Raw genomic sequence first — 18,148 nt, 5'->3', positions numbered from 1 at the left:
ATAATAAAAATGATTCAAAATTATCTTGATCTTCACATTTCTCTATCCGATATTATTAGCATTATTATATCAAGTATCGCTTTATTTTTTTCTTATAAGGCGATTAAACAAACAAATAAGTCGATAGAGCTAAGTAATAAGCAAAGTTTATTTGATAGAAGATTGATCATTAATGACTTATTTAATGCAATTATAGAGTTAAATTTTTCTTATATAGATTCTTTAAATTTAGATACTGATTTTAAGGATTACTATAGGTCTGGAGCAGGAAATTCACTAAAAGGATATAAAGCATTAAACGAATTAATTAATAATCAATTTGTACAAGTAGTCAATCATTCTTTATTTGTAGATAAGATAAGATTTTCAGAAGCGGATGATAAAAAAGAATATGAGTTGGTTCGAGTGGAATACTTAAAATACAAATCAGAATTAAAAAGCAAAAGCAATCAAGTTTCATTTTTATTTTCTGATCAAGTATATAATCAACAACTAAAAAAGATATTAGAAACATACTTGGATGTATTAGATAGTTATAATGCTTATTATTATTGTTACTTTAATACAGAAATACTCAATCAACCCTATAGAATTAATAGTATGATTGCTCATCTTGAAAAAATAAAAAAAGCTCAAATAGTGATGATTTCTCTAATTAGTGAAAGTGATGATATAAAAAAATACATGAATTCTGAGATGAATTTTTTAAGATAGTTAGTTTTGTAGAATATTTTATATAAATATTTTGATATTTTTTTGACATGTATGGATTAGTAAAGAATAATAAAAGCTAAAATCACAAAAAAATCCAGATTTTAGCTTTTTTACTGCAACAAACTTTCTGTATACTTACTTAATCTTCCCTCGCTGAACCATCCTCGCCACAATTTCCTCACTCTCCTTCAAAACCTCCTCAAAATCTCCAGAAAAAATCTGATACAACTGCTGACAAGAATAATACCGCATCTGCATATCCTTCTTATTCCTCGTAACCTTCCCATCAAAAAATTCATCCAAATAAACCAACGACTTTTGCCAAGATCGAAGCTTGATCAACTCACTCCGCACATCCAAAATATCCTGATAAGGTACCGCCTTCAAATTCTGTTCTTTACTCATCACTACACATCCATTCCTATTTTTTTGAAAAACCAACAGGAAAATAAAAAACGATCAGACCTATCTGTGCCTCATCGTGTGCAATAGTTCGTCAAAGAACACATGAAATCGCCAAAAAGATGAAAGAATCCAGCAAAGAGACTAGTAAAATCAATCAAAATTAAGTACAATAAAACATGCGAGTACTTCGGTACGCGCTATCGGCAACTCGGATAAGCAGTCGTTGCTGTTTATTCGGGGCCTTGCAACATGATTCCAGTCAGGTTGTAAGGTGCCGTTTTTTATTTTTCTATTTTTTAACTTGTACATCGTTACGTTTTATTATCACCACCGTCAATAAAAATCAGACCTAGAATAGAAATAAAAAAGGCATTGGCGCAATGTCCAATACCTGAATAAGTCAATAGTACCTTAAAGAGACCTAGCAATCCTTTCTAGTTGTAGCTAAAAAAGAGACACGACAAAAAAGCTAGTGATTCATTTACTATTGGCATACTTGTGCGGACAGTCGTTGCTGTTTTCAAGACCATTTCCGTTCGGTTCCAGCCAAACAAAAAGGTGCCAAGGATTAAATTGTCATAAAGTTGAGTGATGTTCTGAATCAGGACTTACTCAGCTTTTTTATTTCCATTCTATACACTAAGTATAAATAAATCGACAGCGAGAATCAAGGCGAACAGATAAAAAAAGTGAACGATTTATTCATAAAGTTTTAAACAAGCTTCACCTTTGATTAAAATCGCTTAGTCAAGTAAAGCTATACTTATCTTGATAAAAGCAGAAATTTGTTGACTTATTAAATTTAAATTGGTATATTGAGTTAAAAATAATAATTTAATGTGAATAGACAGAATTTTCTGTGAAAAAAAGGAGAAGTGATGAACAATGATTTTAGGGACGTTGGGAAATGAATTGAGTCAATTAACATGCAGCATGCATATCGCTAAAGAATTAAGTACAGATGATGAATTAAAAGGATTTTCAAGCTTTGAACGAGCAATTGAATCGTTAAAGAAAAACTCGATTCAAAAGGTTTTGATTCCGGGAGCATATCCAGACATTAATAAATTTATTATGGATAATGATTTAGAAGTATATAAAAGTTTTGTAGAAAAAATACCAAGCTTAGTCTTTGCAAGTAATTCTAAGAAAATAAAAGAATGTAGCGAGTTATTTTTACATAGAGCGACTAAAAACTTAGTAGCTGATATTCCAAGTAGTTCATCGGTCGCAAAGTTAACGTATGTGGATTCAAATGAGGAAGCATGTGAAAAACTTATTAAGAATAATCAAGAGCAAAGTTTTATAGCATGTATCACAAACTCTTTATGTGCCGAGCATTTTAATTTGAAAATTCATGCAACTCTTAGAGAAGGAATTTCTATGCCTTGGATAATTTTTAAAGCAAAGGAGAATAATCAATGAAGCGAACAGCAATAATAATTAATAAAAATCTTCCTTTTGGAGAACAAGCTAATGTGATTGCTATTGTATCAGCCGCATTAGCAAATATTACTGAAGATATGATCGATTCAGAAAAAATAATTGATTTAAATTGTAACAAGCATGCAGGTATAAGGAATAGCTTAGTTGTTCTAAAATCTAATCCAACAGCACTGTTGACACTTACTGAAACAGTCAATGAGCTAGACGATATTGAATCTGTCGTGTTTACAAGTAAAGGACAACGTTTAAACAATCAATTTTCTGAGTATAAAACAGAAATCTCTACCAATGAATTGAAGGACTTAGAGCCGGTCGTTGTTGCATTGTATGGTGAGGATGAACAGATCAGAATGTTAACCAAAAAATTTAGTTTATTGAGGTGAGAATAAATGGAGCAAGCGATTGTTTATCTGAGTGATATTCCAATCAGTGATAAAAACGGAACGAGATGGGTCCAAAAGCTAAATGATTATAACTATAACAAATTACTAATTTCCAGCGTAGAAGAATTTAATGATCAAGTAGCAAACTATTTTGATAGTTGTGTAAAAGTAAAGGATATACTTGATTTTGAAAATTTGTCTGATATTATCGCTGATTTTAAAAGTAAGTACGAGATTGTTGCATTGTATGCTCCAAAGGAAAATTTGATTGAAATTGGCGGTGATTTGAGAAGTAAGTTTGGAATACCAGGTATTCAAAAAAATCAAGCATTAGCGGTAAGAGATAAATGGATAATGAATGAAATGCTTCACCAAAGAGAACTAAACACAAGTAAGAATGCAATTGCTGTATCTGAAAATGAAGCAATATTGTTTGCTAAGAAAGTCGGTTTTCCAATCGTAGCGAAACCACTAAATGGATTTGCTACATTGAATACTCAAAAACTTTTGTCAAATAAGGACATTTCAGAGTATTTTTCTAATTTAGCAATAGAAAATGAATTATTATTAGCAATCTCGGATAATAGAATTCTATTAGAGAGTTTTATAGATGGAGAAGAATATCATTGTGATTGTGTTGTTCAAAATGGACAAGTCGTATTTTCTTCTGTAAGTAAATATTTATATAACTGCATGGATATTGCAACGAAAGGTAGACCTCCTGCTAGCATTGTATTTTCAAAAGCAGAGAGTGAAAAAAATACTGCCACTAGAAAAATAAGTGAACTAAATGAAAAAGTAATTTCCGCGTTAGGAATAAATAATACAGTTACCCATGGAGAATATTTTGTTACAAAAGATGGGGAAGTGTATTTTGGTGAAATAGGTGCCCGGATTGGCGGTGCAGATGTTATGCCCCCGATTATCAAGAATACATTTAATGTAGATATGTTTGAAGCAATGATTGATGTTGAATTACAAAAATTTGTTTCTCCAAAACAGTCAAAAGATATCTTTACCGGCATGATTTGCCTACCACAAAAAGCAGGAGAAATAGTTGCTCTTGCGACGTTAAAGGATTTTAAAGACATTGAAGGGATTATTACCTTTGAAGTTCAAAGGTCAATTGGAGACCGTTTATTAGATGTTAAGGATACGATGACTAGATCAGGATTTGCCATTATTGAAGATGTAAACTATGATTTGTTACGAGAAAAACTATTGACTGTATACCATCGTTTTTTTGATTTAATGGTGGTAGAAGAATGATTATAAAAAAATATTTATCTGTATATAAAGGATTGCCTCCAAATGTTTATATTATATGTTTAGCAAGATTTGTTTCGAGTTTGATAATATTTGTTTATCCGTTACTAACTAATTATATAACGTTAAAGCTCAATAAAACAGACATAGAAGCTGCCTCTTTTGTATCAATTGCTTTATTGGTAAACCTAGTTTGTATCTTTTTAGGTGGATATTTGAGTGATAAGTTTTCAAAGAGAACGTTATTTTTATTTAGTCAATATTTATTAGTTATTTGTTCTTTTTTGTGTGCCTTGTTTTTAGGATCATTTGTAGTTGTTTATTTGTTGATTATAATCAGTGGTATTTTTGGGTTCACAAATCCAATCTACAATGTGTTTATTTTAGAAAATTCCAATGGTAACTTAAACACGAAGAAAAGTGGTTTTTCTTTGCTCTATCTATTTTTAAATTTAGGAGTTGCGATTGGTCCTTTTTTAAATGGACTTTGGTTTGATCAATATCTTGCCTTGTATTTTTTATTGGTCGCAGTGCTTAATCTAATAGCCACGGTTTGTATTCAACTAAAATATAGAGAAGAGCGGCTTACTTATCCTAAACAGCAAGATAAAAAAGTTAAGTTTTCATTGGCTGAGCTATGGAGTCAAAATCATTTAGCGATAAAAGCGATTGTCTTTTCAATTTTAAACTTTATGATTTATATACAAGTTTCATTTAGTGTACCGTTGCAATTCAATACATGGTTTACCAATGGGCCAAAAGTCTATGGAACTATGATGTTAATAAACGCTTCGATGGTGTTGTTAATCACCCCAATGATTTTACGGATTACTAAAAGTATTAATCCAATTATGCTGATCATAATTGGTAGTTTCTTCTATTTGACTAGCTTTTTGTGTCTATTACTTTTTTCAAATCTAGTTGGAATGATTTTGTTTATATTCTTTTTGACGATAGGTGAAATTGTTGTTCAAACAAATATTAGTGTTGTTGTATCTATGCTTGCAGGCAAAGAGTATGAAGGACGAATGAATTCTTTTCTACTATTGATTGGTGCTTTTGGAAATATTTTGGGAACAAGTATTATAGGTGGATTAATTGTCAATTATTCATTTTCAGTGGTTTGGCTTTTTATTATGGGGTTGTCTTTGACCTATGCTTTTTTAATGTTCTTAGTTTATCGAAAATATAGTTTTGAGAAATAAAAAATGGTTTAAAGAGGATACAAGCCTTTGAATTATCGAACAATTCTATTTAAATTTTTCGAAAAGATTTTTGATTTTGAGTATTGAAATAAAAATCTTATGAACTATCATTCCTCCGTAGTAATTTAATCAGAGTATTACATCAAGAGAAGTTGAATAACTTTCTAAAGCAGAAATTACTAATTTTTTCTTATCCACCAAAACAATTATAAATTAGCATTTTTTATTTAATCTATAATAATTTCTGCATACATGTTATGTAATTTAATTGGTAATGAATAAGCTAACAAATAAATAAGTCACTTTAAATTTTTTTTTTAAGATTATCTTTCAGGAGCCGTTAAAGAGTTAGAAGATGTGACAATAGATTATTTATTTAAAAAAAATGAAAAAGAAATTTAAGTTTTTCATTTTTCAATTCAAATGCAATCTGGACCTGGTAAAACTAAAAAGAGATTGAACTCTTTAAATATACTAGCAAGTCTGTCCAAAAATAGAGAGTTGAAGCATAACGCTTATGGTATTCCTTGGATTTCGAGGATGTTAATTGTATCGTTGAAGAATTAAAATTTATTTGTAATTGACGAGAAAACTGGAGGCGTGGTACAAATATAATATTTTTGAATCTCTTATTACATGGTAAAAATTGAGTGACTAAATAAACAAATAAATAAGATTATCTCTCCCTGTAATCAAAAATAGAAGACTGAAAATCCTCTTTAGGATTTTTAGTCTTCTATTTTTTGTTCTAAGTTATTATATTAGTTAAATGCCGAATAGGGGCATAATGACGGCAATTTAATGTGTTTTCAGAATTTATATATAATATAAAACTTAGCGGAATCAGAGCGTAAAATCAATATGATTTGACATTCCTCAAAAATAGCGTATGATAAAAACATACCAATTGAATGTTTTCGAGGGAGGAGAGATTACAATGCCAAAAAAATATACAGCAGAGGAAGCTAAATCATTAATTCTAGATGTTTCAACACAACTATTTATCGAAAAAGGCTATGAAAAAACATCTATTTCGGATATCGTCAAAGGTTTAGATGGTTTAACCAAAGGAGCCATTTATCACCACTATGCATCTAAAGATGAGATTATAGACGCCGTTGTTAGACGATTTATTCCCAATGAAACTACCTTAACAACAATTATGGAAAAAGATAATTTAAATGGATTAGAGAAAATTCAGGCTCTGTTATTTGAAGGCATGTTCAATAGTGAGGCCAGTCAGTCTCGTATCCTTAGTTTTACCTTGTTAGATAATCCTAAATTCTTTTCAATGTATATTCGGACGACGAATGAAATCATGGCACCATTAGTGGAAACCTGTCTGATTGAAGGAAATAGTGATGGATCAGTTACAGTTGATCAACCGAAGCAAATGGCTGAATTAGCGATCTTGATTTTAAGTACGTGGTTTATTCAAGCGTTGTTTCCAAATACAGTAGAGACTTTTTTTGAAAAATTAATGGCTGCCAAAATAATGCTTGAGAATACTGGAATGCCAATTATAAGTGATGCGTTTTTAGAGAAACTTGACCAACAAATTATGATAAAGGTGGCAGAACTAAATGACGAAACAACTAAAAACTAAATCGCTAGGCGTCAGACTATTACAAGGATTAGGCAAAGTAATCTTAGGTATTATCACCATCCTAATTGTGTTCTTATTGATCACCTTTACGATTCACCAGATAAGTTTGAAAAGTGAAGCAAAACGAATTGAGTCATATGGTGAGAAGTTAAAAATTTTTGATGGTGAGATGAACATTGTAGATGAAGGTCAAGGAAAGAAAACTATTTTACTTTTACCGGGGCAAGGAACAGCTAGTCCTTATTTAGATTTTAAACCGATGATCGATGAGTTGAAAAAAGAGTATCGTGTAGTCACGATTGAGCCATTTGGCTATGGATTAAGTAGCCAAACCAATCGTCGTCGTAGCGTTGAAAATATTGTGGAAGAAATCCATCAAGTAGCCAAAGAACTGAACATTTCTAAATACACATTGATGGGACACTCGATTGCAGGGCTTTATGCGGTGAATTATGCCCAAGTTTATCCAAATGAAATGGAAGGCTTTGTGGGAATTGATTCCAGCACACCAGAACAGCCTTGGCCTGGTATTGATATGACAGTTTTTGACTTCTTAAAAACAGCAGGCGTTTTCCGAGCGTTGATCAAAGTGAGTCCAGAAACGGGTTTAGGAGTGAGTCCAGATAACCCTGATTTTGAACAGATTAAGTTATTGACGATGAAGAACATGAGTAGTCCGGCGATGAAAGATGAGCTTCAAGAATTAAATAATAGCTTCGCTGATTCTCGTGGCCTAACATATCCAAAAGCGATGCCGGTCTTATTATTTGTTGCAGATAATGATAAAAATCAAAAAAATTGGCTTGAGATGCATCAAGATCAAGTGAGAGGTTTAGATAAAGGAGCCTTGATTCAATTGCCAGGTGCCCATTATTTACACCATACGCAAATGGAAACAATCGTAAAAGAAACAAGCAATTTTTTGAAAAATTGACAGATTTGAGGAATGGATATGAAAAAAGTAGTTAAAATTTTAGGTATTTTAGTGGGAAGTTTGTTAGTAGTTGTGCTTATGGTTTTTATCGGAATTTATGCAAACAATAAATTCCAACTAAAAAAAGAAGCTAAAAAAATTATTCCTTATGGTCAAGAAGTGAAAGTAGATAACAAATCTCTGCGTGTTCAAGTAACGGGGAAAGGTGAAGAGACAATGGTATTGTTACCTGGTTATCTAACAAGTTCTCCTGTCCTTGATTTTCAACCACTAGTGAATGAGTTATCAAAAGAATATAGGGTCGTCGTGGTGGAACCCTTCGGTTATGGGTTAAGTGATGATACAGATAAGGTACGATCAATTGAGAATTTAACGAGTGAGATTCATCAAGCGTTGGAGCAGTTGAATATTCGCTCGTATCATTTAGTAGGACATTCGATTTCTGGAATCTATTCACTTGCTTATATTAATGAGTATCCGAATGAAGTGAAAAGCTTTATTGGGATTGATAGTAGCTTGCCTGACCAAGGTGGAGCGGATGATAATCAAGGTGGAGCAATTAAGTTATTGAGTCAATCAGGTATCTATCGTCTAATCGCTGACGTCGACCCGACCATTTTAAATGCCCCTAAGTTATCGAAAGAAGACTTAGACCAGTTTAAATATATTTCCTTAAAGAATATTGGGAATAAAGCGACATTGAATGAAGGAGAAGTAATGCAAGCAAACTTTGATAAAGTAGCTAATATAACCTATCCGGTTCAGCTACCAGTTTTATACTTTTTAGCCTCTGAAAGTATTGAGCCGGATGATCAATGGGTTTTGATTCATGAAGTCATGATAAAAGATAGTCATAAGTCTGAGATAAAGATTTTAGAGGGTGGACACTACCTACACCACACTCAATCTAAAAAAATAGTAGAAACAATTACACATTTTTTAGAGAAGTAATGTTCATTGTACAAATATGTAAGACCTTTACTTGCAACAGGATGCCAGTCAGGTTGTAAGGTGCTGATTTCAAGATCATTTCCGTTCGATTCCAGCCAAACAAAAAGGGATCAAGGATTAAATTGTCATAAAGTTGAGTGATGTTCTGAATCAGGACTTACTCAGCTTTTTTATGTGCATTCTATACACTAAGTATAAAAAAACGACAGTGAAAATCAAGGCGAAAAGAGAAAAGCGAATAGAAATATTAAAGTCATTAATGTTGATAAAACGATCATTTAGGAATTTAAAGGATGTGATTTTCTGTGTGTCTCAATCCTTTTTCTGTTATTCTAAAAAAATCAGATCATTGGGTATAACTCTTTCTGATGAAAAAAATTTTTTCTGTGCAAAAAGAAATAAGCGGCGAATCAATTATTCACTAAAAAGGTCATCTTTATTGCCTCATTAAGCGTATCATTAAAAAACAAAAGTACAAGACAATCAACATAAAAAAATACACATTATTGAATAATATACATAGTTTCAATCAGTTAAGTTATATGTTATTATTCAAAATATACTATGTATTATTTGTTTTTTTGTTATTTTCTAATACTGAAAATCTTTGGGAAAATAAAATTGATAGCGGTTACTTAAGCTGCATTGGAGATTTTCTACTAAATAACGAAAAGAGCTATTCCTTTTTCTTAAGAAATCCAGTACAACTAAAAAAATGGGGGAATTTTATGGGAAATTTGACAAAAGGAAGTATTCGGTTAGGTGAAATTGTTTTATTCATTGTTAAATTGCAGTTATTTTGGTTTGTTAGTGTTTTCCGATTTGGAATCATTACAGGGATTTTTCCCAGTACTGCTACAGTCATTAATCTTTTATTTAGGGGATTTAAAGAGTTGGACGATGTTTCATCTATCAAGTGGCAAGACTTTTTAAAGGCAGGACAAAAACATTTTAAAGCGGCAAATGTATTAGGTTTCATTTCATTCTTTATTTCATTGATTTTATATATTGATTGGCGTATCAGCCTTATTTTTATACAGAATCGCTTTTTTCATGTGGTCTTATTCTTGTTTACGATGGTTGTCATCACAACGCTGATTTATGTTTTACCGTGCTACGTTCGTTATGAAATGCCATTGACGTCTTATTTTAAACAAGCATTTTTTCTAATGTTATGTAGTATTCCTAGCTCGATTGCGATTTTTCTTGGCTTGATCGTTGTTGGCTTTATTTCAACCATGTTCCCTGTGTTTACCCTTGTTCCAGTACCTTTATTTCTTTTACCGACTGTTTGGTTTAGTTATCAATCAATGCTGCGTTTAGAAAAGCAAGCGGTTTCAAACTGAAATCTAGTTATACATTGAGCTGTTGTGTAACTGATGCAGAAAATGAAAGCAGTAATTAGGGGGATGGATATGAGAGCATGGATGCAATTGTTTTATAAAAAATTAAATTGGCGATTTCTGATTTCTTATATTATTGTTTTTTCAATACCTTTCCTAATATTATCAGTCATTTTAACGTGGTTAATCGTTTCAAAGACAAAGGAGAAAATTGAAGCAACAAATAGTGAAGGATTAACGCAGATTTTTTTAGGTTTGGAAGAGCATTTTAAAAAGTTGAATAATATCACGCTGGATATGTCGATCAATTCGAGTGTTGGGAAACGGGTTACGATGAATCCGATTGAAGCGATGGCTTTCGAGCGTGAGTTGCAAAGGTATGTCTTTTTTTCGGACATTGTAGAGGATATTTATGTTTCTTATAATGATAATGAGAAAATGTATACAAATGTGGGGACTTTGGACATAGACACACTGATTAGCCAGCGTCATAAAGAAGAGCAAATCGATGAACAATTATTCAAGCAACAGCTAGTATCAGAAGCGCCAAAACTAATTTCTTTTGCGAAGGAAGAGCCGAAAACGCTCTACTATTTTGTGCCGTTTATTTTCAATGGAGCAAAAATCGGTAAAATCGTTTATGCGATTCCAACAGCTAAATTAATGGATCGCATTGTTACCCCTTTTCAAAAAGAGTATCAAAATTATTTATTGTATTTAAATCAAGAAGAAGTCTCTTCGACATTGGCTAGTCCAGGTGTGAAAAAAGGAGATATGGATAATTATTTTATTCAGTCGAAAGTCTTATCAGGTGTCGATTTAACCATTTATTCATTGGTATCTGAATCTGTGCTGAGTCATGAAATCGAAAAGGTACTTCTGATTGTTTTTGGAAGTTTACTTATTTTATTACTGATAGGTTTTGGTATCATTGTATACTATGGCTATCGTCAGTATGAGCCTGTGTATCGTTTGAATAGATTGTATCAATACGTTGCAGAATATAGTAACGCAGATATTCATGATGTTCATTTTGATGAGGTGGGAGATTTTCTCTTTCAGCAGTCAATGATGGTTGACTCGACAAAAAAAGAAATCCAGCATATACGAGATGAAACATTTTGGAAACATATTTTAAAAGGTGATTTTACAGATTTATATTCTATTGAAAGAGAAGTTAAGATGATTGGGAAACAATTTACTTTTGATGAATCTTATTTATTGGGGCTTGTTTGCGCAGATTTTTCTAAAGAAGCAGAAACGGATATTCAAATGAAGTCATTGTTGATCAATTTATTTCCTCTTGTGAAAAAAAACTATCAGGTCGAATGTATTGAGATGACCTATTTGAATCAGTTTTTATTTATTTTCCAACTGGAAGACCAAGCTATTTCGAATGAAACGCTAGCTAAGATGAAAAATGAATTTTCGCATTATTTAACGAAAGAGCTGAATAGCGAACTGATGCTAACGTTTAGTGAGACAGTCTCTACGATTGATAAGCTTCATTTTTCTTATATATCTGTTATGGCTCAAAAAGAAAGAAGCAATCAGGCACAAAAGACGAGTGATTTGAAAACAGCAGTGTTTGCCTATCCTGAACAAATGATCATGACCCTGAAGCAAGCAATTAAAGTTGGCAATTCTCATGCCATTGAGCAAATTATTCGAGATATTGTCGCCAATGAGCAGGGGATGCCTATTTCTATTTTTTTGAGACAATCCTATTATCATTATGTACTGCAGCAATTATTGTTGATGCGGGAGGAACCAACGATCCTCAATTCGTTTTCTTATCGAAATGCAGCGATTGATTTATCAAAAATTGAAGTAGAAATGAAGTATTTAGCTTTAGAATTAAGCCGTACCTTCGCTGAAGAGTTAAAAGCGCATGAGAAAGAAATAGATCAGGAAATTGTTCAAATGATTCATGATAACTTTACCCGACCAAGTTTTTCTTTAGAAGAGATGGCCATCAAGTTTGGCGTGTCCTTATCAAAAATGAGTATTATGGTAAAAAATGAAGCAAATGTATCCTTTAGTAAGTATGTGCAAGCTTTAAGGATTGAGCGGGTAAAACAAGAGTTGCTGGAAACCTCAAAACCTGTTAAGGATATTATTGTAGATGTCGGTTATCATGATATTGCGAATTTTACTCGAAAATTTAGAGAAGAAGTAGGGGTTCCACCAGGTCAATTTAGAAAGATTTTTGAAAAAAAAAATAATCGTTGGGAGGTATCCAATTGAAAAGAAAATATGTCTTATTTTTAACGTCGTTTATAGCACTATTGTCGATGATCATTATCTTTAGCAATCAGTCGGACGACATTGTAAAAGCAAAAAGTGAAGATCAAGTACCTGTTCAAACTAGTGACGAAGCCAAAGAAGCTCAACAGGTGCTGGAGGAAAACTTGCGTTTTGCCAACGAAAAAGATGTTACGGGATATGTTCAGACGTTGATACCACAAGCGAGAGAAGATACAGCAAAGGAAATGAACGTTTTTTTTGAAGAATTTGATGTAGAAAATACACTGCAATCCTTTGAAATGCTTAAATTGAAGGAAGACCATATGCTGGTAGAAACGAAAATTAAAACAATAAATAAAGGATCTGATAAGAAACAATATCGAGATCATGTGGCCACTGCAAATCAAACATTTGTTTATCAAGATGGCCAATGGTTGATTGAACAAACGGTAATGATCAAAACAGATTTTATTCATTAAAATAGAAAATTGTTCTAGTGCAATCCAGATGAACGAGAATATTTCTTGGATTGTGACTAGAATTTTTTTTGAAGAGAGATAGAGAAAAGTACATACTCATTTTTAAACTAATGGAAAACGCTATCATTACAGCTTCTTTCGATAGTAGAAAGGAAAAAAGTTACATATTTTCGAGAATCAAAAAATGTTTTACACTGTGGTCACAGATAAATATTGATTGGTAAAAAAGCTAGCATTTCAAATTAGGACTGTTTTATTTTTTAGAGGGAAATTCAAAATAAAACAAATTGTAAGCGCTATAAAATTGTTGTAAATCAATTTTTAAGTTTGAAAGCTTTGACTACTAATTTAAGTGGTTTGTGAAAAGTTATTTCGCTCTATTCCAGTCATGTTTGTTGAAAATTATTTTATAAGGGGGAGGTTTTATGGAGGCTGTTAAACGTTCTGGTGGGAAGAATAATAAGAAAAAAATATCATGGATGCATATAAAAAATAGTTGGCAGTTATATGTTTTTTTACTACCAGCATTTTTATTTTTTCTTATTTTTTGTTACGGACCTATGTACGGTATTATTATTGCCTGGAAAGATTTTCAACCGTCGCTGGGGATTTTAGGAAGTCCTTGGGTTGGCTGGAAGTATTTTGAACAGTTTTTTCAATCGTATTTCTTTTGGGATTTAATTAAAAATACGTTGGGAATTAGTATTTATAGTTTAATTGTGGGATTCCCTTTACCGATTCTCCTAGCTTTATCGTTAAATGAGATGAAAGATGGTTTTGGTAAAAAGTTTGCCCAAACAGTAACATACGCACCAAATTTTATTTCTGTCGTGGTGATTGTCGGGATGATGTTTGCTTTTTTATCACCTTCAACAGGGATATTGACTCATTTTCTGGAGTTTTTTGGGATTAAAGGAGTTCATTTTATGGAAGATCCCAAGTGGTTTAAAACGATGTATGTATTAAGTAATGTTTGGCAAACGACAGGGTGGAGTTCAGTTATTTATATGGCGGCATTAGCTGGAGTGGACACACAGTTGCATGAGGCAGCAACGATTGATGGTGCTTCACGCATCCAACGTGCGTGGCATATCAATCTGCCAACGATCCTACCAACAATTATCATTTTATTGATCATGAGTATGGGAAATCTATTGAGTGTTGGATTTGAGAAAATTATTTTGATGCAAAATCCTTTGAATATGACATCAAGTGACGTGATTTCAACGTTCGTTTATCGAGCAGGTTTATTAAACGGACAATACAGTTTTGCGACAGCCGTCGGGGTGTTTAATTCAGTGATCAATGCCACGATTTTAGTTACGGTCAATAGTATCACGAAACGATTGACTGAGCATTCATTGTGGTAAGTGATCATTTTCATGAAGTGAGAAAGGAGAGGGCATAAATGAATACAAAAACGATTAAAATGGGGATGGGAGATCGAATTTTTGTTATTTTTAACTATACATTTGTTATTATTGCGACATTGATTGTTTTGTATCCACTCATCTACATCATAAGCGTATCTATCAGTGATCCTGCGGCGGTAAATGCTGGAGAGATGTGGCTGTTGCCGAAAGGATTTACTCTGGAAGGCTACCAAAAGATTTTTAATAATCAGGATATTTGGATGGGGTATAAAAATACAATTATCTATACGCTACTTAGCGTAGCAGTTAATCTGATTGTGACGTTGCCATGTGCCTATGCATTGAGTCGGCCGGAGTTATTTGGTAAAAATTTCTTTGTTAAATTTATTATGATTACAATGTTTGTTTCAGGAGGGATGATTCCTACCTATTTATTGGTAAAATCATTGGGAATGATCAATACAATGTGGGCGTTGATTATTCCGTCAGCGGCTTCGGTTTATAATATCGTTGTGACACGTTCATTTTTTCAATCGAATATCCCGCGCGAATTAGAGGAAGCGGCGATTGTTGACGGCTGTAATGATTTCCGAATCTTTTTCCAGATCGTATTACCACTGTCTGCACCAATTATTGCTGTAATGGCTTTATTTGTTGGGGTAGCTCGTTGGAATGGTTTTTATGATGCATTGATTTATTTGTCAGATCGAAGTAAGTATCCATTGCAAATGATCTTAAGAGAGCTGCTGATTTTACAAGATTTGTCGTCCAATCAGGCGGCGAGTGGAGAAGCACAGCAGAGTACGCTGGAAGCTCTCTATCGTAAACAGCAATTAGTAGCGATCATTAAATATGGTGTGATGATTGTTTCAACATTACCGGTTATTATTGTCTATCCATTTTTACAGCGCTATTTTGTTAAGGGTGTTATGGTTGGCTCATTGAAGGGTTAAAAAATAAGAAAAGAGGGAATGTGTCTAATGAAAAAAGTAGCTTTAGTGTGTGGATTGATTTTATCTGTAGTGACGATTGCAGCCTGTGGCAACAAAGGTGAAGAGGCCAAAGGAGCTCAAGTGAAAGTTGCTAAGGAAGGATTTCCAATTGTAGAAGAAAAAGTAGAACTAAGTATGTTTGCTCCGAATGTCGGGTCGACTTCCTATGAAAAAATGGCGATGATGAATGATTACTCAGACAAGACCAACGTTTTCTGGAAATATACAACGCCGCCAGATTCTGATTTAGCCACAAAATTGAACTTGGCATTTGCTTCTGGAGATATTCAGGAAGTGCTATTTGCTTCTCGCTTATCCAAGGTTCAGGAAATTCAGTATGGCGACAATACCTTATTACCACTGGATAACTATATCGATGAAGGATATGCACCAAATATCAAGAAAATTTTAGATGAATTTCCAGAATTAAGAAATTCACTTACCACGCCAGATGGTCATATTTACTCGTTGCCTATGTTATCTGGAAAATATAATCTGGAAGATGAAAAATTTGCGAAACAAACCGTCTTTCCAAGCGGACCAATTTGGTATAACGGAAAATGGTTAGACAAATTAGGTGTAAAAGAATTACCTAAAACAACAGATGAATTTTATGATTTACTCATTCGTTTCCGTGATGAAGATCCAAACGGTAATGGAAAGAAAGATGAAATTCCATTATCTTCAGCAAAAATTGATTCATTGCGTCCTTGGATGATGTGGTCATTTGGCGTGCTGCAACAAGAACAGCAAGTGATGGACGGTAAGGTCAGCTATGGCGCTGCCACAGAGAATTATCGTGCCTACTTAGCGTATATGAATAAATTGTATTCTGAAAAATTATTGGATCAAGAAGTATTCTCTCAATCAGATGATCAGAAGAAATCAAAAGGAAACAACGACCGTTTAGGTGCCTTTACAGACTGGTTCAGCTTCTTTACAACAAATCGTACACAAGAAGAAGCAATCAATGATCCAATGTTTTATCCATTAAGCTCACCAGAATCACCAGAAACAGTGGTTTCAGCAACAGATGGTGTTGCGACAGGTGCATTTGCTATTACTAAAAAAACTGCTCATCCTGAAGCAGCAATTCGTTGGGTAGATTATTTCTACAGTAATGAAGGAAGTCGATACTTTAATGCAGGTCCAGATGAAGAAAAAGGTGGCTATTGGCATTGGGCAAAAAACAATAAAGGTGAAGAGGTTCGTGTACGTAACGAAGGAATCACAGCTGATAATGCTGAAGAAGAACGTTCTAAGATAACGCCGGATTATGGAACAGTCACACCGAAAGTATCTTCTGAGCCAGTCATTATTTTAAGCGATAAAAATGATTCTGTTGAAGCAGACGCATTCCAGCAGTTTGTCAATAAAGAAACAGCTGAGAAAATTGCGCCATACGAAAAAATTGGTTGGCCGACACTGTATGTTTCTAAAGAAGAGCAAGATGAACTAGGTTCTTCATTACAAGCAGATTTACTTTCTTATGTGCAACAAATGGAAGCAAAATTTATTACGGGTCAGGAAAAATTAACAGATGCCAGTTGGAAAACCTATTTGGATACACTAGATTCAATTGGGGTGAAAAAATATGTTGACGTGCATCAAAAAGCGTATGATCGTTGGAGTAAACAGTAAGTAACGCGTATTAATATCGATAACAGAATTGATCTTAAAAAAAATCCACGAGACTTTCAGGTGAACGATTGAGTTCCAGCCTTAAACTCGTGGATTTTTTTAGAAAGAAGTGGAAAAATGATCGAATATAAACAAAATGAACGAGGTATCTTATTGGATATTGGTCGTAAGTTCTGGCCGAAAGAAAAAATAGCTACGCTTATTCAATTGATGGACATGTATGGATTCAACACGCTGCAATTGCATTTTTCCGAAGATATGGGCTTTAGAATTGAAAGCCGAAAATATCCAGAAATTGTTTCGCAAAAACATCTGACGCAAGATGAGGTACGAGAAATAATCGAGCTTGCGAAAAAAAAGCAGATCAGCGTAATCCCTGATTTAGATACACCGGGACATTTGAATCAAGTGCTGAAACATTATCCAGAGTTTGCCCTAAAGAAACGGACAGAACAACAAGAGCTGAAACCAGATATTTGGGCATTGGACATTACGAATGAACAGGCTATAAACTTTCTCTTTGATCTCTATGATGAATATGCGGCACTGTTTTCAGAAAGTCGTTATTTTCATATTGGGGCGGATGAATTCATTGATTTTAGTCGAGTGGAAGATTATCCTCAATTATTGGAAAACGCCAAACAACGCTTTGGTGAAGAGGCAAGCGGTTTAGAAGTTTATGTGGATTATGTGAATCGTTTGGTGGCATTTATGAAGCAAAAAGGAAAAATCTCGCGGATTTGGAACGATGGCTTTTACCGCTTGGATCGAACGTCATTGGTTGATTTAACGACTGAAGTTGAGGTTTCTTATTGGACCCGTTGGGACAAACAAATGGCGTCGATTGAAACATGGCTGGAAAAAGGCTATAACGTTTTGAATTTCAATGATAACTATTTTTATTTTGTTTTAGGTGAGGCAGCTGGGTACACCTATCCGACAGCTGAGAAAGTCGCCAAATGGGAAACCAACTTGTTTGCTTCTGACCAAATCGTAAACCCTGCTTTAAAAGAACAAATGATCGGTACGTATCTATCCGTCTGGGCGGATCGGCCACAAGAATTAAGCTGTGATGAACTATTAGCAAAATTACAGCCAGTTATGCAAGTCCTACAAGAGAAATTAAAACGATAGGTTGAGAAAACAGACTAGAAAGAAGGATG

16 protein-coding genes are annotated in these 18,148 nt (G+C 33.5%); 15 read left to right on the top strand and 1 reads right to left on the bottom strand.

Going from position 1 to position 18,148, the window contains the following annotated elements; genetic code table 11:
- The first annotated feature begins 9 nt into the window (after window positions 1-9).
- On the top strand, window positions 10-714 hold the full coding sequence (locus IGI43_RS03135; RefSeq protein ID WP_438756380.1) for a hypothetical protein: 705 nt from the start codon (window positions 10-12) through the stop codon (window positions 712-714).
- Window positions 715-849: 135 nt separating this feature from the next.
- Here the strand turns inward: IGI43_RS03135 and IGI43_RS03130 are convergent, their stop codons facing one another.
- Window positions 850-1,119, bottom strand: a complete 270-nt coding sequence (locus tag IGI43_RS03130) for a hypothetical protein (RefSeq protein WP_438756379.1) — start codon at window positions 1,117-1,119, stop codon at window positions 850-852.
- A gap of 885 nt (window positions 1,120-2,004) precedes the next feature.
- Between IGI43_RS03130 and IGI43_RS03125 the strand changes: the two genes are divergently transcribed.
- The 14 genes from IGI43_RS03125 (at window position 2,005) to IGI43_RS03060 (ending at window position 18,119) form a co-directional block, all read left to right on the top strand.
- Window positions 2,005-2,544, top strand: a complete 540-nt coding sequence (locus IGI43_RS03125) for a prephenate dehydratase domain-containing protein (protein WP_438756378.1) — start codon at window positions 2,005-2,007, stop codon at window positions 2,542-2,544.
- Entirely contained in the window at window positions 2,541-2,948 is a 408-nt protein-coding gene (locus IGI43_RS03120) for a DUF2000 family protein (RefSeq protein WP_438756377.1), read from the top strand. The genes IGI43_RS03125 and IGI43_RS03120 overlap by 4 nt, the downstream gene beginning before the upstream one ends.
- Window positions 2,949-2,954: 6 nt before the next feature.
- Window positions 2,955-4,217: an ATP-grasp domain-containing protein gene (locus IGI43_RS03115; protein WP_438756376.1), complete on the top strand. Its 1,263-nt coding sequence runs from the start codon at window positions 2,955-2,957 to the stop codon at window positions 4,215-4,217.
- Window positions 4,214-5,419 carry an MFS transporter gene (locus IGI43_RS03110; RefSeq protein ID WP_438756375.1) on the top strand — a complete coding sequence of 402 codons (1,206 nt, stop codon included), beginning with the start codon at window positions 4,214-4,216 and terminating at the stop codon, window positions 5,417-5,419. Before IGI43_RS03115 ends, IGI43_RS03110 begins: the two co-directional genes overlap by 4 nt.
- A gap of 937 nt (window positions 5,420-6,356) precedes the next feature.
- Entirely contained in the window at window positions 6,357-7,025 is a 669-nt protein-coding gene (locus IGI43_RS03105) for a TetR/AcrR family transcriptional regulator (protein ID WP_438756374.1), read from the top strand.
- The gene (locus IGI43_RS03100) at window positions 7,003-7,959 is read left to right on the top strand and encodes an alpha/beta fold hydrolase (RefSeq protein ID WP_438756373.1); all 957 of its coding nucleotides are present in this window, start codon (window positions 7,003-7,005) and stop codon (window positions 7,957-7,959) included. The genes IGI43_RS03105 and IGI43_RS03100 overlap by 23 nt, the downstream gene beginning before the upstream one ends.
- An 18-nt stretch (window positions 7,960-7,977) precedes the next feature.
- Entirely contained in the window at window positions 7,978-8,910 is a 933-nt protein-coding gene (locus IGI43_RS03095) for an alpha/beta fold hydrolase (protein ID WP_438756372.1), read from the top strand.
- Window positions 8,911-9,638: 728 nt separating this feature from the next.
- Window positions 9,639-10,256 (top strand): YesL family protein, encoded by a 618-nt coding sequence (locus IGI43_RS03090; RefSeq protein WP_438756371.1) that lies wholly within the window; start codon window positions 9,639-9,641, stop codon window positions 10,254-10,256.
- A gap of 69 nt (window positions 10,257-10,325) precedes the next feature.
- Window positions 10,326-12,500, top strand: coding sequence for a helix-turn-helix domain-containing protein (locus IGI43_RS03085; protein WP_438756370.1), 2,175 nt, complete (start codon window positions 10,326-10,328; stop codon window positions 12,498-12,500).
- Window positions 12,497-12,979: a hypothetical protein gene (locus tag IGI43_RS03080; RefSeq protein ID WP_438756369.1), complete on the top strand. Its 483-nt coding sequence runs from the start codon at window positions 12,497-12,499 to the stop codon at window positions 12,977-12,979. The genes IGI43_RS03085 and IGI43_RS03080 overlap by 4 nt, the downstream gene beginning before the upstream one ends.
- A 479-nt stretch (window positions 12,980-13,458) precedes the next feature.
- Complete coding sequence (locus tag IGI43_RS03075; protein ID WP_438758804.1) at window positions 13,459-14,349, top strand: ABC transporter permease; 891 nt, start codon at window positions 13,459-13,461, stop codon at window positions 14,347-14,349.
- A 38-nt stretch (window positions 14,350-14,387) separates the two neighbouring features.
- Window positions 14,388-15,305, top strand: a complete 918-nt coding sequence (locus tag IGI43_RS03070) for a carbohydrate ABC transporter permease (RefSeq protein WP_438756368.1) — start codon at window positions 14,388-14,390, stop codon at window positions 15,303-15,305.
- A gap of 27 nt (window positions 15,306-15,332) precedes the next feature.
- Window positions 15,333-16,985 carry an extracellular solute-binding protein gene (locus IGI43_RS03065; RefSeq protein ID WP_438756367.1) on the top strand — a complete coding sequence of 551 codons (1,653 nt, stop codon included), beginning with the start codon at window positions 15,333-15,335 and terminating at the stop codon, window positions 16,983-16,985.
- Between the two features lie 117 nt (window positions 16,986-17,102).
- A complete protein-coding gene (locus IGI43_RS03060) occupies window positions 17,103-18,119 on the top strand; it encodes a family 20 glycosylhydrolase (RefSeq protein ID WP_438756366.1) in 1,017 nt (338 codons plus the stop codon).
- Window positions 18,120-18,148 lie beyond the last annotated feature (29 nt).

The sequence above is a fragment of the Enterococcus sp. AZ126 genome (genome assembly GCF_051714545.1).
Classification (GTDB): Bacteria; Bacillota; Bacilli; order Lactobacillales; family Enterococcaceae; genus Enterococcus_L.
The sequence above is the reverse complement of the archived record's forward strand: the minus strand, read 5'-3'. Positions and strand labels throughout refer to the sequence as shown.